Origin of the sequence: Streptomyces sp. NBC_00057, from assembly GCF_045041165.1 — a bacterium.
Lineage (GTDB): Bacteria > Actinomycetota > Actinomycetes > Streptomycetales > Streptomycetaceae > Streptomyces.
This window is the reverse complement of sequence record NZ_CP108256.1, coordinates 251,287-277,076: the sequence shown is the minus strand read 5'-3', so window position 1 is coordinate 277,076 and position 25,790 is coordinate 251,287. Positions and strand designations below refer to the sequence as shown.

The following is a 25,790-nucleotide window of genomic DNA, read 5'->3' as shown; positions in this document are numbered from 1 at the left end:
AAGCCTCAAGCGGTACGTCGCACGGGAGATCTACCGCTCGTCCTTGTGACAAGCACGCAACTGACCGTTTACCCCGCGTGCTCGTCCAAGGCCCCCTGACGCGCCATGATCAGTGGGGATGAGTAAGGTCGTCCCGTGCCAGCGAAGCGTGCGATCACTGAGGCTATGGCAATGATCGATGACGCCGAGAGCGCGTCCCGGTTCATCGAGTGGTTCGGCGAGCACTGGCTGAGCCCGCTGGAAGAAAACGACGGGTGCACAGCTGAAGAGATCACCACAGCCGAGCACCGCCTCGGCCTGCGGCTCCCGAGTACGCTGACGCGTTGCTACCGGCTCCTGGGACGGCGCAGTGACCTCACCAGCCGCCAGGACCGACTGTTGCGCCCCGATCAACTGCGGCTCGACCAGGACGTGCTGGTCTTTCGTGTGGAGAATCAGCACTGTGCCAGCTGGGGCATTCGAGTGACGCAGTTGGCACAGCCGGATCCTCCGGTGGTTTTCCGCGAGCTCACCCGCGACGCCTGCATGCCGTGGAAGCCGTTCCTGGAGTGTCTCTCGCTGACAACGGTGGAAATGGTCCTGTCCGAGGCCGTGTTGTTCGCAGAGGCCAACGACGATGTCTCCGACAACCGCGAACTGGACGAAGAGACTCTTCAGGGAATCGAAGAATGCTTCGAGCGCCTCCCCTTTCCCGACTACCCGCTATGGGCAGACCCCGATGGTCCACCCGTCCGCTGGTTCGCCGACTCCGACCTGATCCTGCGTGACGACGCCCGGCAGTGGCTATGGGTCCGCAGCCGCGACACTGCACAGCTCGACACCTTCAGAGCCGCGTTCCCCGGCGGCTGGATCATGCAGCCGGACTAACGATCCTCAGAGGTACCGCTGCTTGACATCCATGGGGGTATCAAGCGAGCTTACGTCTTCCAGAGCACGGTCACCGTGGCCTCGACCCGCCTCTGGTTCAGGCCGTGAGGCGATCTGGCCCGCATCGTTCGACGGCCGACGCCCCCTAAGATCCGCAGCTCAAGATTCGTCTGAGGCCGCGTCAAGGTGTCGGGTCCAGCGAAGAGCGGTACCTCTGTCGAGGCCAGGTCTGATCGAATACGTACGAGGCGGACCGGGTGCCGCCAGCGTACGCCCGCGTCCAAGGACACGTCGGCCGCGACTTCGGCGACCACGAACGGTTCGGCCAGCCGCACCTGGAGCTGCTGTCTTGAGTCCCACCCGGCGGCGAAGGTCCATCCGGTCCAAGGGTGGTGGGCGCTGCCCGGTTGGAGTTCGGCGGCCAGGGCCTGGTGGGCGGCACGGTTCAGGATGGTGGTGCGGTCGGTGTACTGCAGTTGGCCGTTGCTGTCGAGGCGGCCGAGTAGGGCCGTGGTGGGCCCTCGTCGGCGCGGTGGCGTGGCGGCCCGGTGGTGGTCAGGTCGGGGTGGGGAAGAGCTTCTCGAGTTCTTCTTCCGGTACGGGCGGGGCGTCGGCGGCGCTTTGTGCGAGACACTGGCGCACCCTGCTGGCCACGATCTCGAAGCCCGCCCGGTCCAGGGGTCGGGATACCGGGGTGGGTCGTACGGTCTCTTCTTCCACCTGCACGGAGTCCCTCCTCCAGCCGCACACCCAGAATACCCCAAAGGGGTATAGGTTGCCTTTTTCCGGCGGTCTCGTGGTGTCTTGCTGCGGTGTTCGGACGCGGCCCGGATGTCTCGGCGGGGCGTTGGTGTGGTGCGCGGGTGGCCTGCCGTATCCGGGCGGCGGCGGCAGCGAGCAGCGCGGTGCCGAGTCCGGCCCACGTGGGCGGGGTGGGTCCAGATGGTGGTGTCGAGCTGCTGGGTGAGGACGAAGATGCCCATGACGACGACGAACCATCCGAAGACTGTGCGCAGGGTGTCCTGAGGAATGCGGCCGGCGAGGCGCGCGCCGAGGAGGCTGCCGACGACGGCCACCGCGGTGACGGCCAGCGCGAGGCCCCAGTCGATCTGCACGTCCGAGAGGTGTCCGGCCAGTCCGGCGAAGGATTTCATGGCGATGACGAGAAGTGAGGTGCCGACCGCGATGCTCATGGGCAGCCCGCCGAGGATCGCGAGTGCGGGCACGACGAGGAAGCCGCCGCCGGAGCCCACCAGGCCCGTGACGGCACCGACGACCAGACCCTCGATGGCGATGTGTTTCAGGGGGAGGTCGCGGTGCCGGGGCTTTGGTTCGGCGCGCCGGAGCGGTTTTCGGAGCATCGCCACTGCCATCGCGAGCATCATCAGGGCGAACACGCCGAGGAGCACGGTGCCCGGAATGTACTCGGCGACCCGGCCGCCGCCGTAGGCGCCGGCCATGCTGAAGACGCCGAAGGGCAGGCTGGTCTTCCACCGCACCCGGTGGGCGTGCGCGTGGGGGATCAAGGCGACCATGCTGGTCACACCGACGACGAACAGAGAAGTGGCGATGGCCTCCGTGGCGCCCTGTCCGGCCGGTTAGACGAGGATCGGCACGGTCAGGATCGAGCCTCCGCCGCCGAGAATGCCGAGGCTGACTCCGACGAGCAGCGACGCCGCGATGACCAGGGCGGTCATGAGGTGCCCCGCAGTTCCGCGATCACGCTGCGGATATCGGTGCGCGGTCCGCGGTTGTAGGGAAGCTTGGACAGCAGGACGCCCATGGCACAGGAGTTACTCAGAGCCGCGTACGTCAGGCCGGCGCCGACCGCGGTTCCGATGAGGTGCGTGCCGGGAACGAAGAGGCCCACCACCCCGGTGACAAGGACGATCGAACCGGCGACGAGCCGAACCTGGCGCTCCATGTCCCAGCGGTCGGTGCCGCGGTTCGCGGGAGCGCCTGCCATCTCCCAGGCGTTGATGCCGCCCTCCAGTACACGGAGGTTCGGCAGGCCGGCCTCGGCCAGAGCCTTTTCAGCCTGGGCAGCACGGGCCCCGGAGCGGCAGACCAGGATGACGTCCTCGTCGAGGTGGGCCAGCAGTTCGTTCCGGTGCTCGCGCAGGGTGGCGAGGGGCACGTTGTAGGCGCCGGGGATGTGGACCGTGCGGAACTCGCCGGGCGTGCGCACGTCGAGGATTCTCGGTGCGCGTTCCTCCTGTACGAGGCGGTGCAGGACGGCGGGGGTGATCGAGGAGGTCTGGGCGGACTTCTCAGTCATGGGAGGCTCCGTTGAAGAGAGTTCATATACCCCGGAGGGTATTAGTGGTAGCCGCCCCGGGCGGGGGGATGCCCCGGCCCGGGGTGTGCCGGGAGGCTGCGGGAGGAGGGCGGTCAGACGCCGGCGGGTTCTGCCGACAGGGCCCAGGCGGCGTAGCCGCCGAGGATGTCGGAGACGTACTCGAAGCCGCGGTGGCGCAGGAGGCTGGCCGCGATCGAGGAGCGGTGGCCACCGGCGCAGTGCAGGACGAGGGGCCGGTCGGCGGGGATCTCGTCCAGGCGCGTAGGCAGTTCGCTCAGGGCTATGTGCATGGCGCCCTCGATGAAGCCGGTCGCGCTGCGCTCTCCGCAGGTGCGTACGTCGATGATGAGCGGAGGGTTCTCCCCTCGCAGGGCGGTGCGCAGCTGTGCGGCAGTCAGGCGACTCGCGGGGGTGATTTCCTCGGTCAGCTCTTTCAGGGCGTCCTCGGGGTTGCGCAGGTAGCCCAGTGCACGGTCGAAGCCGATACGGGCGAGGCGGGTGACGACTTCCTCCTCCCGGTTCTCCGGAGCCATGACAATCAGCTCGTCGGCCGGGTTGAGGACAGTGCCGGCCTGTTCGGCGAACCGGCCCTCGGCGGGTACGTTGACCGCCCCACGCAGGTGACCGTTGGCGAATTCCTGCGGGGAACGGGAGTCGACCACGACCGCACCCGCGTGCCGCAGCTTGGTGAACTCGGTCAAAGACAGCGGGCGGGGCGCCGCTGCCGAGTCGAACAGGAGACGGTCCTTGCGGTTGAGTTCCGCGTCGAAGGCGAAGTAGCCGGGCGCGGCGGACTGGCCGGCGGTGACGAGTGCGACGAAGTCCTCACGGCTCATCGGCGCGCAGGCGTAGTTGGTGGCGCGCTGCTCTCCGATGGTGGACTGCTTCTCGGTGGAGAGGTTCTTGCCGCAGGAGGAGCCGGCGCCGTGGGCGGGGAAGACCCGGACCGTGTCGGGCAGCGCCATCAGCTTGTTCTGGACGCTGTCGTGAAGCATCGCACCGAGTTCGTCGGCGGTCACACCCACGGACGCGAGCAGATCGGGGCGGCCGACGTCGCCGATGAACAAGGCGTCGCCGGTCAGCACCCCATAGGGAACCGTGTCGTCGGCGTGCTCGTACACAAGGACGCTGATCGACTCGGGGGTGTGCCCGGGGGTTTCCATGATCTGCAGGGTGACACCGCCGAGGGAGACACGTTCGCCGTCGGTGAGCTTGCGGATGGGGTACTCGGTCTCGGCGCGGCGGCCGTAGCCGATCCAGGCGCCGGTGCGGTCGGCCATCTCCAGGTGCCCGGCGACGAAGTCGGCGTGGAAGTGGGTGTTGATGACGCCCACGACGGTGAATCCGTGCGCCTGGGCGTCGGCCAGGTACTCCGAGACGTCTCTGCGCGGGTCGACGACCACGGCCTGGCCGGTCGTCTCGTCGGCGATCATGTACGACGCGTGTGACAGGCAGTCGAGGTAGTACTGGGTGAAGAGCACGGCAAACCCTCCGTCGGGGGACGCGCACCCGGCCGGGTGCGGAAAGTTGGTCGAAGGCGCGACAGTGCCTTCCGAATGGGTCCGGGGTTCAGGCTTCAGCCGGCCTCGGCCGCAGCGCCACGGTCGAGGGAGTGACCTGCCCGGGCCCATGCGGCGGTGCCGCCTGCGACCGAGGCGGCGTCCACACCGAGAGCCTCGAGGTGCTCGGCGGCCCAGCCGCTGCGGTCACCACCCGCGCAGATCACGTAGACGGGCTGATCCCCGGGCAGGGCACTCACGACAGCGCCGAGCATGGACAGCGGCGCGGGGTGGGCGCCGGGCACATGGCCGGCCTGGTACTCGTCGGGCTCCCGGACATCGATCACGAACGCGCCGTTCGCGAGCTCCGCCGCGAAGACGGTCAGATCCACTTCACGCATGAAGATTTCCTCGCTCTCAGATACCCCCATGGGTATTGATTACCTCCGACCGTAGGCGGCCTCGCGGCAGGAAGTCAAATACCCCATGGGGCATTCTGCATCGCATACGAAAAAAATACCCGCAGGGGTATGCTGGCCTGCGGGTTGTCGGATCTTGAGCGGCATGGAGGAGCGATGGAGCAGCGGACCGGCGTGGTCTCGCCCACGCCTGGAGTGCGGCTGGGCCTCCGGGAGAACTGGGCTCAGTTCACTCTGCTCGTGATCGTCACAGCCAGTGTCGGTTCGCTCGTCGGTCTGGAGCGCACGACGGTCCCGCTCATCGGCGCCGACGTCTTCGGGCTGACGAGCAACCTGGCCGTCTTTTCCTTCATCGTCGCCTTCGGCCTCACCAAAGCCCTCACCAACCTCGCGGCAGGCGCCCTCACGGCCCGTTTCCGGCGCCGGCAGCTCCTCCTGGCAGGGTGGCTCGTCGGTGTGCCGGTGCCCTTCGTCCTGGCGTGGGGCCCGTCCTGGTGGTGGATCCTGGCCGCGAACGTCCTGCTGGGCGTCAACCAGGGCATGACGTGGTCGATGACCGTGAATATGAAAATCGACCTTGTGGGGCCGGCGCGCCGGGGCCTGGCCACCGGACTCAACGAGGCTGCCGGATACGTCGCCGTCGGTACGACGGCCCTGCTCACCGGCTACCTGGCAGCTTCCCACGGCCTGCGGCCGGCCCCCGAAGCGATCGGCGTCTTCTTCGTCGCCGCCGGGTTCGGCCTTTCGCTCCTGGTACGGGACACCAGCGCCCATGTCGCCCTCGAACTGTCCCAGACACCGCCCGCCCAGGCCCCCAAGGAACGGAACCCGTCATTCGCGGCAGTGTTCGCGCGCACATCGTGGCGCGACCGCTCCTTGCGCGGCGCGAGCCAGGCCGGCCTCGTCAACAACCTCAACGACGGCCTCACCTGGGGCGTCTTCCCACTGCTCTTCGCCGACCACGGGCTCGGTATCGCGGCCATCGGCCTGATCAAGGGGCTCTATCCGCTCCTGTGGGGAATGGGGCAGATACCCGCAGGCCACCTGGTAGACCGGATCGGCCGTAAACCGCTCATCGTCACGGGCATGCTCGTCCAAGCCGGCGGTCTCCTCACAGCGTTGGCGATCCTCGACCGTCCCCTCCTCGCGGGCGTCCTCTCCGCCGTAGCCCTTGGGCTGGGCACCGCGATGGTCTACCCAGCGCTCATCGCCTCCGTCTCCGACCACACCCACCCCGCCTGGCGGGCGAACGCGCTGGGCACCTACCGCTTCTGGCGCGACCTCGGCTACGCGGCCGGAGCCTTCGCCGCGGGCGTCCTCGCCGACGCACTCGGCCTGCAGATGACCGTCCTCACCGCCGCCGTCCTCACCGCGCTATCCGGCCTGCTCGCCGCCCGCTGGATCACGGAACGACCGTGCCAGTGACACCCACAGGGCACCCGCACTCGTACCCGGAAGACCGAACCCGGCCAGACGACCCCGGGATCCGACTCAGACGTCGTCCTATTTGGTTAGTCGGCGGTACCAGATGAGGGTTGCTGCTATGGCGTCGACGGCGAGGAAGTGCTCGGCCTTGCGTTCGTAGCGGCGGTGCAGGCGTCGGCAGCCGGCCGGCCAGGACACGCTCCTTCGAAGCGCTGACCGAGGAGAGCGACCACGCTCGCGTGCATGGCCGATGGCTGCACACCGGACGGTGTGTGGCCATCACTGCTTGCAGACCTGGACGTTTGGGGGCGTGCCGGTCAGGGGAGTTCGCGGTATTCGGTGATGAGGTAGTCGGCCTCGTCATCGATGGCATTCGCCAGCCAATCGATGTGAATCTCAGTGGGGTGTCCATCTGCGGCAAATACCGCCTCCGCGACATCAGCCTGGCCTGCACGGGCCTTCTGGACATCAGTGAGGAGACTGCCAAGCGTCGGGACATCCTGCGGATTCTCTTCGACGGTACGCCGGGCCGGGGCGTCGAGGCCGATCGCCTTGACGACCTTCCCGTTCCCCACGGTGATCCGGTACGTTCCAAGGCCGCCCCGCTCTCCGGACTCGGAGAGAAGCCGGAAAGAATACCGATCCGGTTCGGACCATCGGGCGGCCTTTGCCTTGGCACCTCCTTCGGCGCCGGCCGGTGTGGACCCTGCGTCGCAGCCGACCACGGCGAGGGCAAGCGCAGCGGATGCGGCGAGCAGATACGTACTGGATTTCGTCACGGCCAGGCCTTTCAGCAGCTCAATTGCCCCTTCGACGGCGTCGCCATTGATTCGGTTCCTGCCCGGGCCTGCGCGGAGTTGCTCTTCCACGTCGACGACATGATGGGCATCCCAAGTGATGAAATTCCGGCAGGGTCTCACCGTGCCCGTGAGGCCGGTCACGCTCAGACATGACCGCGCGTCGCTCGCCCAGTTGCTCAAAGCGGGGTCCGCCAAATGTGCAGTCCGGCGGAAGCAGTCAGGGGGCGGGGCAGCCGTGCCGCTTGCCCGAGGCGGTGGCGTACGACTTCAGAACCCGCTTCAGCGCCGCGGGATCACTCGTCCCATGTGTTCCGACGGCGCCATCCGCCGCCTTGTCCTTGACGCCCACGAGCTTGAAGTAGGCGGTCCCGATGGCGCCCCCACATTCGATGGTGCGGGTGTATGTGCCCTTCACTGTTCCCGGATACCTGCCGTCGAGATACATCTCCTCCTCCGCAGACGGCCCGTAGTAGGCGGTCATACGGAACAGGTCCAACTCGCCCCGGCTCAGCTCGCATTGTTCCGTCAGTGCGCGTCCCGCAGGCTTCTCGGTGACGTCTGTGACGCGCAGCCGAGCAGCTTCGCGCCCGGTCACCACGCCGCGGCAAGTGCCCGTCGCCCGGCCGACGGGCCGCATCCTCCACTCCGTGCGGTCGACGGTTCCCGGACGTTCGCCGAGTGCGCCCTCGCACTGGGCGTGGCGGGCTGCACGACGCGCCGTGTCGGTCGCGACACGTGCCACTTGGAGCACCTGCCGGGCGGAGAGATCCTCCGACTTCCAGCTCGTCTCGGCCGTGACAAGCAGACCAGCGCCCGCCATCGCCTTGCAGTCGACCAGCACAGCGGCTCCTGGCGAATACCCGCTTTCGAAGGACCCGGTCTAGCTAGCCGTGACCGATCGGCGTTGCCGACTCGTCCGCGGCGGGGCCGCCCGCTCGGGGACGATGAGAACCGGAACATCCCGTCAAGCGGGCACCGCGCTGCCGAGGCCGACACGGCCTGCGCCGATCTCGCGATTCACGAGCTCGGGAACAGGGGGCCGCCCGCCATGAGGCCGCCATCGACAAGGAGGATGTGCCCGGTGACGTAGCTCGCCTTGTCCGAACCCAGGAACTGGACGGCCTCGGCGATCTCCTCCGGGGTACCCGCCCGGTGCATGGGCAGCACCGAATCGACCGCGGCACGAGCCGTGTCGTCGCCGGTGAACCGCTCGTACATAGCGGTCCGGGTGTAGCCGGGCGCAACCGCATTGACCCGGATACCGTGAGCGGCGCCTTCGAGTGCGGCCGCCTTGGTGATGCCGACGACGGCATGCTTGCTCCCGACGTACAAGGTCGCACCGGGATAGCCCATCAGGCCGAAGGTGGAGCTGACGTTGACGATGCTGCCGCCGCCCTGTTCCCTCATGACCCGGAACTCGTGCTTCAGGCACAGCAGCGTTCCCTTGACGTTGGTATCGAAGGTGACCTGATATCCCTCGTCGGTCACCTCGGTGACAGGGCCGGGTGTTCCCTCGGTGCCGGCGTTGTTGAAGGCGACATCGATCCGCCCGAACCGTGCCACCGCACGGTCGACGAGGTCCTTCACATCGGCGTCGAAGCGGACGTCGGCACGCACGAACTCGGCCGGGGCGCCGAGGGCGGAGAGCTCCCTGGCAAGCGGCTCACCCACGTCCTCGTGGCGGCCGGAGACCACAAGGTTCGCGCCTTGACGGGCGTAAGCGAAGGCGGTGGCGCGGCCGATACCGGTAAGCGTGCCCGTGATAAGAACAACGGGATCAGACACGTCGAGGGTCCTTCCTGCAACCACCCAGGTGAACGACGGGCAAGCGGTTCGGAACCCGCACGACACCGGGTTCCTCTTCGGGCCGGGGCGTATCGCCCGGTACGCCCGCAAGGAAGGTGTCCCAGCCGGACGACAGCCGCATCGGACCCGACCGCCGCATCCATCGAACGGCGGCACTCGATGACCCGTATGGGCCCACGGACGGCGGCCGGGACAGACGACCCGAAAGCGGTCACGTGGGCGGGAGGTGAACGTTGCAAGCCTCCTGGTGACATCAAAACAAACTGACATCGCAAACTCGCTCAGCCAGTGACTCCCACAGCCACATCGAATCGACTCCCGCGGTCACGCACAAAGCCACCGCCCCTCAGCCGGGCTGGCCGGCCCGCCGGTCGACCAGGCGAAGATCGGGCGGTCCTTGGTCCGCGGCCGCGCCCGGGGCATGGCGCACCATGAGGCGGGGGCCGCGCTTGAGGAAACGGAGTTCGACCGCCGTCAGAACCTCCGGCACGAAGAGATGTCCGACAACGGCGGCCGCGGTGAAGCCGTGCTCGTGGAGTGGCAGTGCATCGTGCAGTTGCTCGCCAGGACCGGGCTGGAAGCCGCACCGAAACCGCCGCTGAAGCGCCCGCGCTGGGCGGCCCGGCTGTCGTGTTCGTTGCGCTGATTCACCGGCCGCGTCAACGTGTGGACCGGGCGCCCGGACAGAGGTTCCGTCCGGGCGCCCGATCCGTAGTGATCAGTGGCGCAGGTTGAGACGGTGCACGCCGCCGTCGACGGTGCCGACGTAGAGCGTGCGGCCGTCGGGGCTCGCAGCCAGTTTGGTGGTGTCGGTGTTCTGCAGGCCGGTTGAGATGTTGTGCCAGCTCAGACCGTGGTCGGTGCTGCGCAGTACGCCGCGGCCGCCTTGCAGGAGGCCGCTGGCCCCGGACCTGGTGGTGGCCGCGTAGAGCGTGTCCTTGACCCGGAGCAGGTCGGAGACATGGATCGCGAGAGCGCCGGTGTCCGCGGTGCGGAAGGTCCGGCCGCCGTCGGTGCTGACGCGGACGCTCTCGCCGCCGACGACGAGACGCCGTCCGTCGAGGTCGATCGCGCTCACCGGGCCGTCGGCGACTTTGGTGACGGTCACCCCGCCGTCGTCAGACCGGTAGAGACCGGCGGTGTTGCCGAGCCACAGGCGCAGCGGATTTGCGGGGTCGCCCGCGATGGTGTCGAAGGAGCGCTCATGGTAGAGGTTCTTCCACGTCCCACCGCCGTCGCTGGTGGCGAACAGCCCCCGGCCCAGAAGGCTTCGGAAGCTGACCATGACCCGGTTCGGGTCGGCGGGGTGGACCAGGAGCGCCGTCGGCACCTCCGCCGAACTGCCCCTCTTCTCCCAGGTGGCACCGCCGTCGCCGCTGCGCTCGACGGTGAATGAGCCGAACGCGGTGCGCCGCACCTTCCAGATCACCTTCGGATCCTTGGCCGACACGGCAAGTTGCGGGACGGTGACGCCCCTCCTGCCCTCGCCGCCCGACTGGCCCCACTCCGGGCTCGCGACGGGAAGGGCGGTGCGGTAGACCGCGCTGTCGGTGGCGGCGAGCAGATGGCCGTCACTGACCGAGAGATCGTTGACGGTCAGTCCCTGGACGCCGATCCGCCGATATCCGGTGCCGTCCGCGGCACCCCGGTAGAGACCGTCCTGCTCGCTGGAGACGGTGACGGAACCGTCGGCCCAACGGTCGTAGTCCATCGGTACCGCTGCGCGCGACGGCGCGGCGACCGTGGTCCACGTCTGCCCGTGGTCGCGGCTGAGACGGCCGCTGCCGGACAGCGTGCTCAGGTACAGGTCGTCACCCGAGATGGTCAGGCGGAGACCGCCGTCCGTCATGGACAGCAGGGTGGTCCAGGTCTCCCCGCCGTCACGGGAACCGACAACTCCCCGGCCCGAGACATACACCGCCACGACCGAGGAGTCGGCGGCCAGCCCGCCGACGGTCTCGCCGGACGGGTCGAAAAGCAGGCGTGCCGCGCCGGGGTTGCCCGAGCCGATGCCGGAGCGGGCCCAGACGCCGTGATACGTCGTCATATAGAGGGTGTCACCGGTGACGGCGGCGGCGGTGATGCCGCCGGTGACGCCGGTCGGATACGTCGTCCAGTGGTCGCCCGCGTCCGTGCTGACCAGCAGTGCGTCCGAGGTGACCGCGACCAGGGTGCGGGTTTGTTCATCGGCGGCGAGCGCCGCGATGCGGGTGTCCGGGACATCGAGCGTGCGCCAGGTCCGCCCGTTGTCATCGGTGCGCAGGATGGCGCCCCGGCGACTGCCGTCGTGAACGCTGTTCACGGCGTACCACCAGCGGTCGGGATTCTTCGCGTCCACCACGAGCGGACCCGTACCGTCCGCGACGGGCAGTCGTCCCAACTGGCGCCAGGAGGCGCCGTTGTCGGTGGTCAGCCAGGGAGCCGCCTTCTGGTACTGGGTGAGGACGGCCTGCTTCGGCCGGCTCGACGAGAGGGTGATGGAGCCGGCCTGGCCGTTGGGACCTACCGGCTTCCAGCGGTTCCTGCGGCTGTCGACCGGAGTGACCTCGAAGGCGCCGGCGCCGGTGAGCCGCTGCCCGGTGCCGGCGGTGCCGCGTACCGAGACCCGGTAGGCGCCGGCCACGCTGCCGGTCACCTCGGCCCGGTAGTAGCCGCTGGCGGGATCGAGCGTGGAAGTGACGTCGACGGCCTTGCCGCGAGGCGGGGTGACGGTGACGACCGGCGGTGCGGCCAGCCGGGTCGGCGGGGCGATGTGCACGGTCGAGTGACCGTCGCTCGGGTCGGGTGCGGCCTGGACGGCCAGATACCGGACGGCGAGCAGGTAGGGCACCCCGATCGCCGGTCCCCGGTCGGGAGTCGCCGTGAGACGGCCGCTGATCTCGGTGTCGGCCGCCGGTCGGGCGACGCGCAGCGAGACCGTGACGGTCGCGGTCCCCCCGGCCGGTACGGTGACCCGCTTCGCCGAGACCGTGGCCGGACCGTCGGTCCGCAGCGAGGTCGCGACCGGCCGCTTGCCGGAGTTCCGCAGCGTCACCTTCGCGATGCCGCCGACGTGACGCCGGGACAGATCGGCGAGTCCGAACGACACCGACGCCGGCGAGGCGCTGACCGTGGCCGAGGCGGCCGCGGCCACATCGAGCCGGCCCGAGCCCTGCGTCGTGGGCCCGCTGCCGCTCAGCGGCTTCGCGGTGCCGACCAACGCGGCCTTGATCTCGGCAGGCGCCCGGCCGGGATGCAACTGGCGCAGCAGGGCCGCAGCGCCGGCGACGTGCGGGGTCGCCATCGATGTGCCCGACATGCGGTACTCGCCGGGCCCGTACAGTGCCTTGGGTATGGTGGAGCGGATCTCCACACCCGGTGCGACCAGATCGGGCTTCAAACCGAAGCCCTGTGCGGGACCGCGTGAGGAGAACGAGGCGATCCGGTCGGTGGTGTCGGTGCCGCGCAGCGTCACCGAGACCTTCCCGGCGGCGAGTCGGGCGCTCAACTCCGTGTACTGGGTCGAGTCGATGCCCATGACCACCAGGTGGTCCATGCGCAGCGAGTCGCCGGAGGCGTCGATCCGCGCGGACGGGGACGGCACCTGGGCCACTCCCGGCTCAGGGTTCACCTCCGGCGGCCGGACCTCTCCCGGTGCTCCGGCGACGAACACCGGGCCGTCGTTGGAGGGCAGGCCGGCCAGCACGGCGATCGCGCCGCGCTTCTCCGCCTCCTTCGCCCACTCCACGGCGCTCGCCGTCAGGTACCGGGTGTCGGAGGCGATGAGCATCTCGGCCCGTACGATCTTTCCGCGTACGTCGCCGACCCGCTTCCAGTCCTCGGCGGTGCCCTCGCCGACATCGACGAGCGGCGCCGTGACGGGGTGCTCCGGCGGATTCGCGGACAGGATGCCGCGGTAGGTCTGGATCAACTCGGGTTTTTTGTCGGCCAGATAGGCGCTGGGCAGCCGCAGATTGCTTGTCGAAGCGCCGACCGCGACCACGCCGTCGGCCGCTGCGGGGCTGCTGACCGTACCCGTGCCCGGTCCGTCGTTGCCGGCCGCGGCCACCACGACCACACCGGCTCGTACGGCCGCGGTCGCGGCGCGGCCCAGCGGGTCGGTGCCGTCGCCGGGGCCGCCGAGGCTCATGTTGATGACATCGGCGCGGTGCGGGTTGGCCGGATCGGAGGCCGCCTCGATTCCGGCGATGATGTCCGACGTGTAGCCGGAGCCGTCGGCGTCCATCACCTTGTAGGCAAGCAGATTCGCGCCGGGCGCCACGCCGGTGATGCCGCCCTTCTCAGCCGCCTTGCCCGCGATGATGCCGGCTACGTGGGTGCCGTGGCCGTTGTCGTCCATCGGGTCCTCGTCACCGTTGACGAAGTCGTGCCCGCCGACGACCTTGTGCCCCTTGCCGAGTCCGCCGCCCAGGTCGGGGTGGGCGTAGTCCACGCCGCTGTCCAGGATCGCGACGGTGGTCCCCTTACCGGTGACGCGGCTTCCGGCCGGGTCCTTGCGCTCCCAGACGCCGGGTGCGCCGATCAGCGGCACGCTCACGTCCGTCTTCGTCAGCACCCGGGTGTCGGGGCGGACGGCGGTGACGCCCGGCAGCGAGGACAGCCGCCCCACCTCGGACGCGGGCACCGTCATTGCCACGGCATCGATGAGCAGACCCAGTTTGCGGGTCGCCGAAGGGTGCAGCCCGGCGCTCTTCGCCGAGCCGAGGAACGTCTCCTGCCGCGCGTCGAGCGCGCGGCGGGCGGTGCCGACGCCGCGGGCGGCCTCGGCGGACAGCAGCGATCCACCGGGCGCGGCGGTGACCGCTGGGTTCCCGGACAGTTCGACGAGCACTCGTTGCGACGGGTCGGGCGTGGACGCGTTGGCGGCACCCGGTGTCGCCGCCAACGTGCCGGCGAGAACAACGGCGGCGAGGGCGGCATGACGCGATCTTCGTGACTTCATTGCCATGCGTAAAGGTCCTAGTGGTGAGGGCACTTGCCGCACAACTGATCTCCGTGGCCCATTGCTGCCGCTGGCACAAGTGGGCCACCATCCGTCCATGACTCCCGAGACACCGCAACTCACGGCGGCAGGCATCGATCCGTTCGACGAGAGCGTCTACCGCGCCGTCCTGACCAGGCGGACGGCGGCGCCCGCCGAACTCACCGCGGATCTCGACTGTTCGGCCGAGCGCGTCGCCAGGGCGCTGGACCGGCTCCGCGACCACGGGCTGGTCGGCCGGCTCGCCGGCTCCCGCCGCCGGTACGCCGCGATCGAGCCGGGCGCCGCCGTCGAGGCGCTGGTGCGGGCCAGAAGCAATGAGCTGGAGCGGGTCCGTTCGGCGGCCGACGAGCTGTCCCGGCTGTTCGCCGCCGCGCGCACCGGCGCGACCTATGAGGACGAGGTGGAGATCACCACCGGCAGCGAGGCGCTCGGCCGCTGGTTCGTCCGCCTTCAGCAGGAGGCCCACGAGGACGTGATGACCCTGGACCGGCCGCCGTACGCCCTGACCACCTCCAACCCGGTGGAGGCGACGGCGCTCGCCCGCGGCGTACGGTACCGCGCGGTCTACGCCCCCGAGGCCCTGGAATGGCCGGGCGTCCTCGACGACATCCGCGAGCTGGTTCGGCACGGCGAACAGGCCCGCGTCCTGCCCGGCCTGGGCATCAAACTCGCCATCGCCGACCGCAAGCTCGCCCTGATGCCGCTCTCCCTCGACCTCAACGACGTCCGCGCCGCGGTGATCCGCCCGTCCACCCTGCTCGATGCCCTCACCGGCTACTGGGAAATGTGCTGGAAGCAGGCACTGCCCCTCAACGCCCCCGCCGAGGACCCCCTCGGTGAGGAGGACCGACTCGTCCTCACCCTCCTGGTCAGTGGCCTCAAGGACGAGGCGATAGCCCGCCAGCTCGGCTGGTCCGTCCGCACCATGCGCCGCCGCATCAGCCGCCTGCACGACCTCCTCGGCGCCGCCAACCGCTTTCAGGCCGGAGTGATCGCGGCCCGCCGCGGCTGGTTGTGAGACAGCACACCGGCAGCAGGTGGGGCGGCAATGACGTTCCACACGGGTCGAGCGGAAGGTTGTGCTCGGCCAGGGAAACATTCTGCTCGTGACATGTGACCCGGTTCAGCCGAACGTCTTTACCGGCGCAGTCCCGAGATGGACACCTGGAGTCTGCAGATCCTTCAGTAGCACCGCGCCAGCCGGATACGCCTCACTCCTGCCGCTACCTGACTCGACGGTCAGCCGCTCTGACGGGCGGCTGGCCGTCCCGTGTCAAACGATCTGGCACCGGCTCAGCCCTCTGACATCTCGGTCCGCTTCCTGAGCCGCTCGCTCAATTCGGCTTCGATAGTTGTCCCACCAGGCCGAGTCGCCTGGCGCTACGCTGTCGTTGCCCTTGTTCATTCCAACGGCACCTTCTGAGTTCCCGGATGATGTCGGCGTGGCCGGCATGCCGAGAGCAATTGATGGACATCAGTAGGCGCTTGGACCTCGCGGACCTTTATCGGCGACCACTCCCACCACGCTGTACGAGACAGCGCTACGCGATACTCGTCCTGTGGAGTGGATTGAGCAGGCCCGGGCAGCGGAACAGCACCGGATACGTTTCTGAGGAGCTTGCGGTCTAGAAGTAGGAGGCCATCAGGCCGCGGTCCACTGTGATGGTGTCGCGGTCCAGCGCGGACAGCCCCAAGTGGTTGCAGATCAGTCGGGTTAGCTGCTCCACGTAGTTCTCGTTCTCGCGGTCCAGCTCGGCGGACGTGATGAGGGATGCCATCTCGTTGGGCCAGTGTTCCCCGATGTAGTCGGGGTCTTCGTAGTCGATGCAGGACGAGATCAGGCCGTCCTTGTAGTGGTACGCATGGGGGCCGTGGGCCTTGGCGATGCACGGGTTGGGGACGAACACCATCAGCTCAGCACCCTGGAGGCATAGCTCGCGGTAGTCGATCGGGTCGAAGTCGTCGCGAGACGGGTTGTGCATGTGGTGCACGATCACACCCCAGTCACCGGGCGCCGGGTCATTGCCGTAGGCGAACGGCGGCCGGTGCTGCGCGATCAGCCCTTCGGTCATGCCGGTCAACCCGGCGCCCTTGAAGTACACCAGGACGGTTTCGTCGTCCCCGTACCGGTCTTCTTCCATCCACGGCATGACGCCACAGTCGATCCAACCTGTCATGCCCAGCACCATAACCGGCGCTACTGACACGCCTCGCCCCGGCCCAACTGGAACGCTCACGGTCCAAACTCAGGGCTCAGCCACAGCGCCGAAACCGCGCGAGGCCGGACGGGCAGGGGCCGGGGGCTTGACCCCGAATCCTGGACACGGGTTATGCGGCTGGTGTCAGCGTAGTTGATGTTGTTCCGAACGCTGCCTCGTAGGCGATTGGGCTGCGTTGCCCGAGGCGGGAGTGACGGCTTCGGGTGTTGTAGCGGTGCAGCCAGCCAACGCGTCGAGGCGGGCCTCGCGCTCGCTGGACCAGCTCTTGCGACCCTGGAGCGTCTTGCGTTTGAACGTCGCGTCGAAGGACTCGGCGAGCGCGTTGTCCGCGCTGGAGCCGATCGCGCTCATGGACTGCCGGAGGCCGGCCCTGTTGCAGGCGTCGGCGAACGCCCTGCTCGTGTACTGCCCGGACTCAACCGGTCGTCGCAACACCGGTTTCCTGGATCAAGAGTAGATGCTTGTTAAGTGCTTCGGCAGGTTTCTGCCAACCGAGAGTCTTGCGGGGCCTGTTGTTGAGTGCGAGAGCAACGGCCTCGATCTCATCGACCTCCCATCGCGACAGGTCCGTGCCCTTCGGGAAGTACTGGCACAACAGTCCGTTCGTGTTCTCGTTCGTGCCTCGCTGCCAGGGGCTGTGCGGGTCGGCGAAGTAGACCTGCAGCCCGGTGTCGATGCGGAGTTGAGCGTGCTGGGCCAGCTCTTTGCCGCGGTCCCAGGTCAGCGAGCGGCGCAGGCATTCGGGCAGTGCGGTGATCGTCGCGGCGATCGCGTCTTTCCCGGCCTCGGCGCCATAGCCAGCGAGTGCCGGGCCGTTCAGGTCGTGATCGGCCATGGTCCGAAGGACCCCGGAGGGCCCGACTACCGCGCCGGGACTCCACCATGCCCAGGCGACAAAATTGCCTCGACCACTCAACAGTTGGTGATCAACGACGCCGTCTCAACCCAGCCGAAACGGCGAGGCTAGCGTGCCCAGTTCGAATGGAGGGGTGCGCCCCTGGCGCAAGGACATGCCTCGTGCCAGGGGCGCGGTCAGCAACTCAGGGTGTGCCGTGAGGGTCAGCGTACGGCGTAGGCCCTGATCGGGGTCTGTTCGATCTTGCTGCCGTTGGCGTCCCATGCTTTGACGCGCAGCGACACGTAGCCCGATGCCGGGTTGCGCAGGGTCAAGGACGGCCACCTTGGCACCGGTGCCGTCATAGCCGTCCGCCCACGCCTCCGGCGCGCCGATCTGCGGCATACTCTGATCCAACGTCACCTTCACCGGCCGGTCGAGCCAGATCTTCTTGATGCCATCGGCAAGCTTCGGCGCCTTCGCCGCGGCGGCACTGTCGTCGTCGACCGCCTCCCAGAACGTCGCCGCCTTCTTCTTACTCGCCCGCAGCACCACCGCGTTGGCACTGGGCAGCTCGTCGCCCTTCACCGAACCGGCCGGCGCAGCCTGCCTGAGCGCCTTGCCCGCCTTGCCCGGCGCGCCCGCGAACGTCGCCATCAGCGGCACGGCGGAGCGGCGCGCGTCGTCGTAGCCGTACTCGACCAGCTTGGTCACGTTGAACAGCTCACGGTCGAGCTCGTTCGCGGCAAGGTACGGCTGCGCCTTGTCCGGGATGACGTAGACTTCGTCGCCCACCTTCATGGAGGAGAACGCCGCCGGGGTACCGTCGGGCGCGGGCGCGACCGTCGCCGCCTGCACGCCGGCGACGTAGCGGTCCAGCGTCACCACCTCGCCCGTGACGAGGGTGAGCGTGTGTGTGGCGACGACCGGGCCGTTCTGCTGCGGCTGACTCGCCCGGGTGGCCGACGTTTCGGCGGCGACGGCGGGGACGCCGAGCGTCCCGGCCACACATGCCGTGGCCAGTAGCGCCGTCAGTGGAGCGGTTCGGCAAGTGCCGGAATATGGGGATGGTCAGATGGACCGGGAACCTGGATGCCCCAGCCGGTAGTGACTGTCTCATGCGGCAATAACCCTTTTCTGAGGGGAGAATGCGCGCGGATGCGCGCGGATACCGCGCGGTTGCGGGGATTCGGCATCGCGTCAAGTGGCTGCGATGAATGTGAATTGGTGCCGGCTGGCGGTGCTCTCCAGCGCGATCGGTGCCGCAGTGCTGGGGCGGCGGATCGCTTGCCCTGCTGCTGCGGCCCCGGCATCAGTTGGTCAGCCTGCGGGGTTCGCCCCGGAACCTGGCTGCGTCGGGGAGCCAGGACGGCCGGGCCGGTCGAGGCGAACCGTCAGATTCGACTGTGCGTCAGAAGCCTTGTGGGCGCGGGGGATGAGTGGCGACAGGCGGAGGTGTTGATAGCATGCTGTTGAGTGTGTTCACGCACTGAATACCGGTCGACTGGGCAGATGACCCAATTTTGCTGCCGCGCCCAAGTGCCGCTTACTCCCACGCCATCAAGGCGGTGGAAGCTGTAGCTAACCCCCTCTTCCTCCCGAGAACACCCGAGCCCACCCTGGGCGCTGTCCGCTCTTGCTTGGACCAGGGCCGCCACAAGTACGAGATGGTCGGCGACCGAGGTGGAGCCCCGCCGGGATCGACGCAGTAGTCGAACTCATCAACCATGCGGAGCCCACCGCCCGAGCGTTGAGTGCCGATTGCCGCAAGGCCGTTCAGTCCGCCGCCGCGCGCGGCGAGCACACCGTCACCTGTATCCAGGCGACCGGGACAACGGCCGCCACGTCCACACGATGTCAGCGGCGGCTGGGCTGACATGCAGGGCCGGCTACCTCACCTATGACCGGCACAAGGCGTGCTCGGTGAGCAGCCTGCGGTTTGTCCTTGTGCGGTCGGCTCGGGGAATCGGAACGACGGCAACGTCGTCACCGCGCCCCGAGCCGACCGCACAGGGGCAGCATGTCTGGGACGCGCAGCGCAAGCTGAAGGGGCATCCGGGGCTGCCCGGCGTGGGCAAGCCTCTGCACCGCACCACTGACAGAAGCTGATTGACAAGAACCGCGGCAAGGCCTGCCCGAGCAGTCTGCCCCGCCCGACGGGCAAGAGCTGCGACGAGTACCCCTTCGCGTCGACCAAGGAAGGCGGAGCGGCGGGTGTCGGCGGCGCTCGGCTCTCGTTGAAGCGGAGCCCGTGCTGGTGAACCGCCCGCCGCCCGCCCGCGCGGGGCCGACCAGCCGGCTCGCCGGAAAGCAGTTGCGCTGAACCTCTTGCCGGGTCGACCTGATCTCCCTAATCTGAACCTTCAAAATCCTGGAAGTGCATACAGCAAGCTCTGTTAGGGCAAATTTTTGAACGATCAAATTCAGCAGCTACCCGATGCCGCCACCCCAGCGGCCCCCGGTCCGGCTCCCGCCCGCGGTCCGATGGTGGGCTATCTCGACTACGCCAGGGTCGGCCCGCTCTCCCGCCCGGCCGCCGCCGCGCTCTCCGCCGCGACCGCGCTCGCCGCCCGCGTCGACCCCGCCGACCTCGACCGGCTGTTCGCCCTCAGCGACGCCGCCCGGACCTCGGCGGCCCGGCTACTCGACGCCCGTCGGCACGAGATCGCCCTCGCCCCGTCCACCAGCAACGGCCTGTTCACCGTGGCCGCCGCACTCCCCGGCCCCGGTACCGTCCTGGTGCCCCGCGGCGAGTTCCCCGCCAACCTCTACCCCTGGCTCCGCTTCGCCGGCCGCGGCGGCCCCGCCGTCCGACTCGTCGACCCGGCCGGGCAGCGGCACATCACCCCCGACCTCCTGCGCCGCCACCTCACTCCCGACGTCACCGCCCTCACCGTAAGCGCCGTCGACTCGCTCACCGGCCACCTGGCACCGCTCGCCGCCCTCAAGGAGGTCCTCGGGCCCGGCCGGCTGCTGATCGTCGACGCCATCCAGGGCCTGGGCGCCGTCGCACTCGAAGCGGACGCCGCCGACATCCTCGTCAGCGGCGGCCAGAAGTGGCTACGGGCCGGCTGGGGAGCCGCACTGCTACTGATCCGCGACCGGTGCGCCGAGCGCCTGGCTCCCGGGCTCGGCGGCTGGGCCGGCGTCGCGGAGCCCTTCGCGCTGCGGCATCCGGCGCCGCCGCTGCCCGGGGCCGCCGCCCACCTCGCCACCAACCCGGACTTCCCGGCCGCCGCGGCCATCGGCGCAGCCATCGACGACCTGTCCGACCAGGGCGGCCCGGTCGCCGTCGGCGCCCGTATCCGCGCCACCCTCGCCGACCTGCTCGACCGCGCACGACGGGCCGGCGCCGACGTCCTGCTGGACGGACTCGGCCCCCACGAGCGCGCCGGCATCGGCACCTTCCGCCTGCCCGGCCACGACCCCGCCACCGTCCACCGCACCCTCGAAGCAGCCGGGCTGATCACCACCCGCCGCGACGAGTGGATTCGACTGTCCCCCCACGCCTCCACCCCGGGCGCCGCGGCCGACCTGCTCGCCGATGCGCTCCACACCCTCACCCACCCCACGACCCACCACTCCCAGGAGCCGATATGTCCCACCACCTGAGCCGCCGCAAGCTGCTCCAGCTCGCCACCGCCTCCGCCGCCGGGCTCTCCCTGGCTGCCTGCGGCGACAACGGATCGGGCGGCAACGCCGGAGGCGGCGACGGCGACAGCGGTCACATCACCGTCTGGAGCTGGACCACCGCCGCCGAGGCACTGCGCGCCGTCGTCCCCTCCTTCGAGCGGGACAACCCCGGTATTACCGTCGAGGTCCAGGACGTCGGCGAGCCAGCCATCTGGGACAAGATCACCGTCGGCCTCGCAGCGGGTGGCAAGGGCCTCGCCGACGTCCTGCACGTCGGTGTCGACTACCTGCCCGGCTACCTGGACAAGTTCCCCGACGGCCTCGCCGACCTGTCCAAGCTCGGCGCCGACCAGCACAAGGACGCCTTTGTCGAGGGCCTGTGGCCGACCGTCATGGGCGAGGACAAGGCCGCCCACGCCCTCCCGTGGGAGGTCAACCCGCTCGGTCTCTTCTACCGGCGGGACTACTTCGAGAAGGCCAAGGTCGACCCCGCCGGCATCAGCAACTGGGACGACCTGATCGCCGCAGGACCGAAGATCCGCGCCGCCAGCGGCGCCCACCTGCTCGGGCTCGACAAGACCGGTGCCACCCAGGACATGGACTTCTTCCAGAACCTGATGCAGCTCCAGGGCGCCTTCTACTTCGACCGCGAGGGCAAGGTCACGCTCGCATCCCCGGCCGCCGTCCAGGCCCTCACCGTCGTCAAGCGGCTCAACGACGGCGGCCTGCTCGCCGACACCGCGGGCCAGGGCACCGGGAAGCGCCTGCTCAGCCAGGGCAAGCTCGCCACCGTCGCGGACGCCGCCTGGGCCGCCGAGTACCTGGCCATCAAGTTCCCCGACCAGAAGGGGAAGTGGCGCGTCATGCAGCCCCCCGCCGCCGTGCCCGGGGGCGGGCGCAGCGCCATCGTCAACTCCACCTATCTGGCGGTCGCCGCGTCCAGCAAGCGCCGCAAGGCCGCCTGGCGATTCATCGAGTACGCGCTCACCAAGCCCGCCGAGATCAACCGGATGTTCGCCTCCGGCGGCGTCTTCCCCGCCCTCAAGACGGCGTACGCCGACCCGAAGTTCAGCGCGCCCCACCCCTTCTACGGCGGCCAGAAGGTGCTGAAGTCCTTCGTCGACTCGCTCGGCTCCAAAACCGAAGCCACCAACTTCACCAGCGACTACACTCGCGCCCTCAAGCTCGCGAGCGACGCCCAGAGCCAGGTGCTGCTCAAGGGCGCCGACCCGGCGAGCGCCCTCAAGGACGCAGCCAAGCAGCTCGCCCAGCAGACCGGTCGGCAGCAGGCGGCCTGAGAACCATGTCCCTCGCCCCGTCCGAACGCGCTCCCGCCACCGCCGCCACCCCGGCCGGCCGTGGCGCCCCCAAGCATTCCGGCCGCGCCCGCCCGGGCCCGCGCCGACTGCTGACCCGCACCTCCGTCCCGTACCTGCTGATCATGCCCGCGGTGCTGGGCTTCGCGATCTTCAAGGCGTATCCCATCGCCGACTCGCTCTGGATCAGCCTCACCACCGGCAACGGGGACGACCGGCACTTCGCCGGGCTCGCCAACTACCGGCGTCTGCTGGACGATTTGCTGTTCTGGACCGCGCTGAAGAACACCGCGCTGATCCTGGTCGTCCAGGTGCCGCTGATGCTCGGCCTCGCCCTGCTCGTCGCCCTCGGCCTCAACTCCACCAAGGTGTGGCTGCGCCCGCTCTGGCGGCTCGGCGTCTTCGTCCCCTCGCTGACCGGTCTGGTCGCCGCGGGCGTGATGTTCTCCGTGATCCTCAACCATGACGCCGGACTGCTGAACTGGGTCCTCTCCGGGTTCGGCGTCGACCGGGTGAACTGGCTCGGCAGCCCCTCCTGGGCCCGCGTGGGTGTCGTCCTCGTCCTCACCTGGCACTACACCGGCTACAACGCGGTGCTGTACCTCGCAGGTCTGCAGGGCATTCCCAAGGAGCTGTACGAGGCCGCGATGGTCGACGGCGCCGGTCCGATCCGGCGCTTCGTCTCCATCACCCTTCCCCAGCTGCGGCCGATCCTGCTCCTCACCGTGGTGCTCTCCACCATCGGCACCCTGCAGCTCTTCGACGAGCCGTACGTCCTCACCGGCGGCGGCCCCGACAACGCCACTTTGACCGTCACCATGTACCTCTACAACAACGGCTTCAAGTACTTCGACTTCGGTTACGCATCGGCCCTCGCCTACGCGCTCGCGCTGATCGTGTCCGTGCTCGGCATCCTGCAGGTCCGCCTGATGGGAGAGCGCCGGTGAAGCCCCGCGGTCCACTGCTCACCCTGCTGCTCGCGGGCGCCTTCGGGCTCTGCGTCGGCCCGTTCTACTGGCTCGCCATCGCCGCCACCCAGGACGACAAGGACGTGTTCTCCTGGCCGCCGAAGCTACTGCCCGGCGGCCACCTCATGGACAACCTCCGCGGGCTCCAGGAGTCCATCGGGCTCACCCGCGTCCTGCTCAACACCGTGCTGGTGGCGGGCGTCCAGACGCTCGGCGCGGTCGCCATCTCGGTCCTGGCCGGCTACGCCTTCGCCAAGTTCGACTTCCGCGGGCGCAACCTGTTCTTCGTCCTGCTGCTCAGTACCCTGGTCATCCCCGACACGGTGATGCTGATTCCGATCTTCCAGATGATGATGGAACTGGGCTTGATCGACTCCTACCAGTCCGTCATCCTGCCCGGCCTGGTAACCCCGTTCGGCATCTTCCTGATGCGGCAGGCACTGCGCTCCATGCCCGACGAACTCCTCGACGCGGCCCGCGTCGACGGCGCCGGCGAACTGCGGGTGCTGTGGCGGATCGTCATCCCGGTCAACCGGCCGGTCATCGCGGCGCTCGCGCTGTTCGTCTTCCTCGGCAGCTGGAACCAGTTCGTCTGGCCGCTGATCGCGCTGCGCAGCCCCGAGATGTACACGCTGCCCGTGGCCACCGCCACCCTGCAGGGGCTGTCGACCACCAACTACGCGCAGGTCCTGCTCGCCGCCGCCATCGCTGCCGTCCCCGTGATGGCCCTCTTCCTCGTCCTGCAGCGCCAGTTCATCTCCGGCCTGCTGGCCGGGGCCACCAAGGAGTGACCACCGTGACCACCGAACCACGCCCCGTCGGCGAGCGCACCGAGAGCCCGCAGGCGCTCACCGAGCCGGACATCGCCCCGCAGGACGCCACCCCGCAGCAGCCCGTCCCGGCCTGGCGCCCGAACACGCCGGCCGGGGCCACCCCCGACACCGTCGGCCACCGGCAGCTCGCCACCGGCCTGATCCACTCCACCGGCGCCCCGCTCACCGTCCACCTCACCGGGCTCGGCTGCGACCGGCTGGAGACCGCCGTCACCCCGGTCGGCGACGGCGTGGCCCTGATCGAGGTCGCGGCGGCGGCCGCGGCCACCGTCCGCGCCGAATGGCGGGTCCCCTGCCTCGGGGCCACCGCCTACTGGACCCCGGACACCAACGCCTCCCGCTGGCTGCCGCCGTCCTGGATCGCCCCCCGGACCGTCTCGCTCGCCCTGGGCGCCCCCGTCGCCAGCCTGGTCGGCACCGACGACCGCGCCCTGTGCACCGCCGCCGCCGACGAGACCTGCGCACCCGTGCGCGTCGGCGCCGGCGTGGTGGAGGAAAGCGGCGAGTTCGCCTTCACCGTCGAACAGGACCTCACCCCGGACGGGCCGCCGCTGCGGCTGCGGATCGACCTCAGCGGCCGCCACTTTGCCGCCACCCTGCAGGCCGTCACCGCCTGGTGGGCCGAGGGCCTGCACCACCCCGGCATCGCCCCCGCCGCCCGGATGCCCGCCTACTCCACCTGGTACAGCCTCCACCAGAACGTCGACACCGCCGCCGTCGAACGCCAGGCCGCCCTCGCCGCGGCCGTCGGCTGCGAGAGCATCATCGTCGACGACGGCTGGCAGACCACCGACCGCGCCCGCGGCTACGGCCACTGCGGCGACTGGGAGCCCAACCCGGCGACCTTCCCCGACCCCGCGGCCCACGTCGCCGAGGTCCACCGGCTCGGCCTCGCCTACCTCCTGTGGTACGCACTGCCGTTCATCGGCCGGCACAACGACGCCTGGGACCGCTTCAAGGGCATGATCCTGCGCGAGGAGCCCCACCTGGACGCGGCCGTGCTCGACCCCCGCCACCCCGAGGTCCGCGCCTACCTGGTCGAGAAGGTCTCCCGCGCCGTCGAGCAGTGGGACATGGACGGTCTGAAGCTCGACTTCATCGACCGCTTCGCCATCACGGACCCACCGCCTGCCCCGGCCGGCGCCGATCGCGCCGCCGTCCACGAGGGCGTGCTCCAACTGCTTGCCGACCTCGACGCCCGCCTGCGCCGCACCCGGCCTGACGTGATCGTCGAGCACCGCCAGCCGTACGTCAGCCCAGGGCTGTGGCCGTACGCCACCATGGTCCGCGCCACCGACTGCCCGCTCAGCCCCGCCGAGAACCGTCAGCGCACCGTCGACTGCCGGCTCACCGCGGGCCCGCTCGCCGTCCACGCCGACATGATCATGTGGAACTCCGCCGAGACGCCCGAGTCCGTCGCCGTTCACCTCGTCAACGCCCTGTTCTCGGTGCCGCAGATCTCCGTCGACCTCGCCGCCCAAAGCCCCGACCAGCTCGCCACCCTGCGCTTCTGGCTCGGCGTCTTCCGCCGGTACGCCGATGTCCTCCAACTTGGCGTCCTGGAACCCGTGCGACCGGACCTCGGCTACCCCCTGGTCCGCGCCCGCGACCACCACACCACCGTGGTCGCACGCTACGCGCCGCTGCCCGTCGCCCTCTCGGACCGGCACGCCGCGGACGGCCCGCAGACCCTGCTCGTCGCCAACGCGGACGGCGATCCCGTGGTGCTCCTGACCGCCACCCGACCGGAACAGGCCCTCGCCCGCGTCCAGAACTGCCGTGGTGAGATCCTGTCCGAGACCGTGCTCGATTTCGTCGCCGGGGTGAACTCGGTGACCGTGCCGACCGGTGGTCTGCTCACCCTGACCCGCGAGCACTGACAATCGG

Annotated in this window: 21 protein-coding genes and 2 pseudogenes; 10 read left to right on the top strand and 13 right to left on the bottom strand. The window is 69.4% G+C overall.

Annotated features, from left to right (window positions below):
• Positions 1-171: 171 nt before the first annotated feature.
• On the top strand, positions 172-867 hold the full coding sequence (locus OG953_RS01310; protein ID WP_405681998.1) for a hypothetical protein: 696 nt from the start codon (positions 172-174) through the stop codon (positions 865-867).
• A gap of 50 nt (positions 868-917) precedes the next feature.
• On the opposite strand, the gene OG953_RS01305 is transcribed toward OG953_RS01310, so the two are convergent.
• The 4 genes from OG953_RS01305 to OG953_RS01290 form a co-directional block, all read right to left on the bottom strand.
• A complete protein-coding gene (locus tag OG953_RS01305) occupies positions 918-2,402 on the bottom strand; it encodes a TSUP family transporter (protein WP_405681996.1) in 1,485 nt (494 codons plus the stop codon).
• Between the two features lie 158 nt (positions 2,403-2,560).
• On the bottom strand, positions 2,561-3,145 hold the full coding sequence (locus OG953_RS01300) for a rhodanese-like domain-containing protein (protein WP_405681995.1): 585 nt from the start codon (positions 3,143-3,145) through the stop codon (positions 2,561-2,563).
• 113 nt (positions 3,146-3,258) lie between these two features.
• Positions 3,259-4,647 (bottom strand): rhodanese-like domain-containing protein, encoded by a 1,389-nt coding sequence (locus tag OG953_RS01295; RefSeq protein WP_405681994.1) that lies wholly within the window; start codon positions 4,645-4,647, stop codon positions 3,259-3,261.
• Between the two features lie 95 nt (positions 4,648-4,742).
• The gene (locus OG953_RS01290) at positions 4,743-5,066 is read right to left on the bottom strand and encodes a rhodanese-like domain-containing protein (RefSeq protein ID WP_405681993.1); all 324 of its coding nucleotides are present in this window, start codon (positions 5,064-5,066) and stop codon (positions 4,743-4,745) included.
• Positions 5,067-5,240: 174 nt separating this feature from the next.
• Here OG953_RS01290 and OG953_RS01285 point away from each other — a divergent pair, with 174 nt between their 5' ends.
• A complete protein-coding gene (locus tag OG953_RS01285; RefSeq protein WP_405681991.1) occupies positions 5,241-6,509 on the top strand; it encodes an MFS transporter in 1,269 nt (422 codons plus the stop codon).
• Positions 6,510-6,587: 78 nt separating this feature from the next.
• On the opposite strand, the pseudogene OG953_RS01280 reads toward OG953_RS01285, so the two are convergent.
• The 4 genes and pseudogenes from OG953_RS01280 to OG953_RS01265 all read right to left on the bottom strand — a co-directional run.
• Positions 6,588-6,713, bottom strand: a pseudogene (locus OG953_RS01280) (IS5/IS1182 family transposase); the annotation flags it as partial.
• 113 nt (positions 6,714-6,826) lie between these two features.
• Complete coding sequence (locus OG953_RS01275; RefSeq protein ID WP_405681990.1) at positions 6,827-7,450, bottom strand: DUF6174 domain-containing protein; 624 nt, start codon at positions 7,448-7,450, stop codon at positions 6,827-6,829.
• Between the two features lie 76 nt (positions 7,451-7,526).
• On the bottom strand, positions 7,527-8,150 hold the full coding sequence (locus OG953_RS01270) for a hypothetical protein (protein WP_405681989.1): 624 nt from the start codon (positions 8,148-8,150) through the stop codon (positions 7,527-7,529).
• A gap of 176 nt (positions 8,151-8,326) precedes the next feature.
• Entirely contained in the window at positions 8,327-9,094 is a 768-nt protein-coding gene (locus OG953_RS01265) for an SDR family NAD(P)-dependent oxidoreductase (RefSeq protein WP_405681988.1), read from the bottom strand.
• Positions 9,095-9,536: 442 nt separating this feature from the next.
• Here OG953_RS01265 and OG953_RS01260 point away from each other — a divergent pair, with 442 nt between their 5' ends.
• Positions 9,537-9,761, top strand: a complete 225-nt coding sequence (locus OG953_RS01260; protein WP_405681987.1) for a hypothetical protein — start codon at positions 9,537-9,539, stop codon at positions 9,759-9,761.
• A gap of 72 nt (positions 9,762-9,833) precedes the next feature.
• On the opposite strand, the gene OG953_RS01255 is transcribed toward OG953_RS01260, so the two are convergent.
• Positions 9,834-14,063, bottom strand: a complete 4,230-nt coding sequence (locus OG953_RS01255) for a S8 family serine peptidase (protein ID WP_405681986.1) — start codon at positions 14,061-14,063, stop codon at positions 9,834-9,836.
• 91 nt (positions 14,064-14,154) lie between these two features.
• On the opposite strand from OG953_RS01255, the gene OG953_RS01250 reads away from it, so the two are divergent.
• Entirely contained in the window at positions 14,155-15,117 is a 963-nt protein-coding gene (locus OG953_RS01250; RefSeq protein ID WP_405681985.1) for a helix-turn-helix domain-containing protein, read from the top strand.
• Between the two features lie 607 nt (positions 15,118-15,724).
• On the opposite strand, the gene OG953_RS01245 is transcribed toward OG953_RS01250, so the two are convergent.
• The 4 genes and pseudogenes from OG953_RS01245 to OG953_RS01230 form a co-directional block, all read right to left on the bottom strand.
• A complete protein-coding gene (locus OG953_RS01245) occupies positions 15,725-16,276 on the bottom strand; it encodes a hypothetical protein (protein WP_405681984.1) in 552 nt (183 codons plus the stop codon).
• A gap of 165 nt (positions 16,277-16,441) precedes the next feature.
• Positions 16,442-16,750 (bottom strand): hypothetical protein, encoded by a 309-nt coding sequence (locus OG953_RS01240; RefSeq protein WP_405681983.1) that lies wholly within the window; start codon positions 16,748-16,750, stop codon positions 16,442-16,444.
• Positions 16,734-17,135, bottom strand: a pseudogene (locus OG953_RS01235) (IS30 family transposase); the annotation flags it as partial. The pseudogene OG953_RS01235 and the gene OG953_RS01240, both read right to left, overlap by 17 nt.
• A 123-nt stretch (positions 17,136-17,258) precedes the next feature.
• Positions 17,259-18,161 carry a hypothetical protein gene (locus OG953_RS01230; protein WP_405681982.1) on the bottom strand — a complete coding sequence of 301 codons (903 nt, stop codon included), beginning with the start codon at positions 18,159-18,161 and terminating at the stop codon, positions 17,259-17,261.
• A 1,097-nt stretch (positions 18,162-19,258) separates the two neighbouring features.
• Between OG953_RS01230 and OG953_RS01225 the strand changes: the two genes are divergently transcribed.
• The 6 genes from OG953_RS01225 to OG953_RS01200 all read left to right on the top strand — a co-directional run bounded on the left by OG953_RS01225 (position 19,259) and on the right by OG953_RS01200 (position 25,783).
• The gene (locus OG953_RS01225; protein WP_405691554.1) at positions 19,259-19,414 is read left to right on the top strand and encodes a NucA/NucB deoxyribonuclease domain-containing protein; all 156 of its coding nucleotides are present in this window, start codon (positions 19,259-19,261) and stop codon (positions 19,412-19,414) included.
• Between the two features lie 148 nt (positions 19,415-19,562).
• Positions 19,563-20,765, top strand: a complete 1,203-nt coding sequence (locus tag OG953_RS01220; protein WP_405681981.1) for an aminotransferase class V-fold PLP-dependent enzyme — start codon at positions 19,563-19,565, stop codon at positions 20,763-20,765.
• Positions 20,750-22,084 (top strand): ABC transporter substrate-binding protein, encoded by a 1,335-nt coding sequence (locus tag OG953_RS01215; protein WP_405681980.1) that lies wholly within the window; start codon positions 20,750-20,752, stop codon positions 22,082-22,084. Before OG953_RS01220 ends, OG953_RS01215 begins: the two co-directional genes overlap by 16 nt.
• Positions 22,085-22,089: 5 nt before the next feature.
• Entirely contained in the window at positions 22,090-23,049 is a 960-nt protein-coding gene (locus OG953_RS01210; RefSeq protein ID WP_405681979.1) for a carbohydrate ABC transporter permease, read from the top strand.
• The gene (locus tag OG953_RS01205; RefSeq protein ID WP_405681978.1) at positions 23,046-23,861 is read left to right on the top strand and encodes a carbohydrate ABC transporter permease; all 816 of its coding nucleotides are present in this window, start codon (positions 23,046-23,048) and stop codon (positions 23,859-23,861) included. Before OG953_RS01210 ends, OG953_RS01205 begins: the two co-directional genes overlap by 4 nt.
• A 5-nt stretch (positions 23,862-23,866) precedes the next feature.
• Positions 23,867-25,783 carry a glycoside hydrolase family 36 protein gene (locus OG953_RS01200; RefSeq protein WP_405681976.1) on the top strand — a complete coding sequence of 639 codons (1,917 nt, stop codon included), beginning with the start codon at positions 23,867-23,869 and terminating at the stop codon, positions 25,781-25,783.
• Positions 25,784-25,790 lie beyond the last annotated feature (7 nt).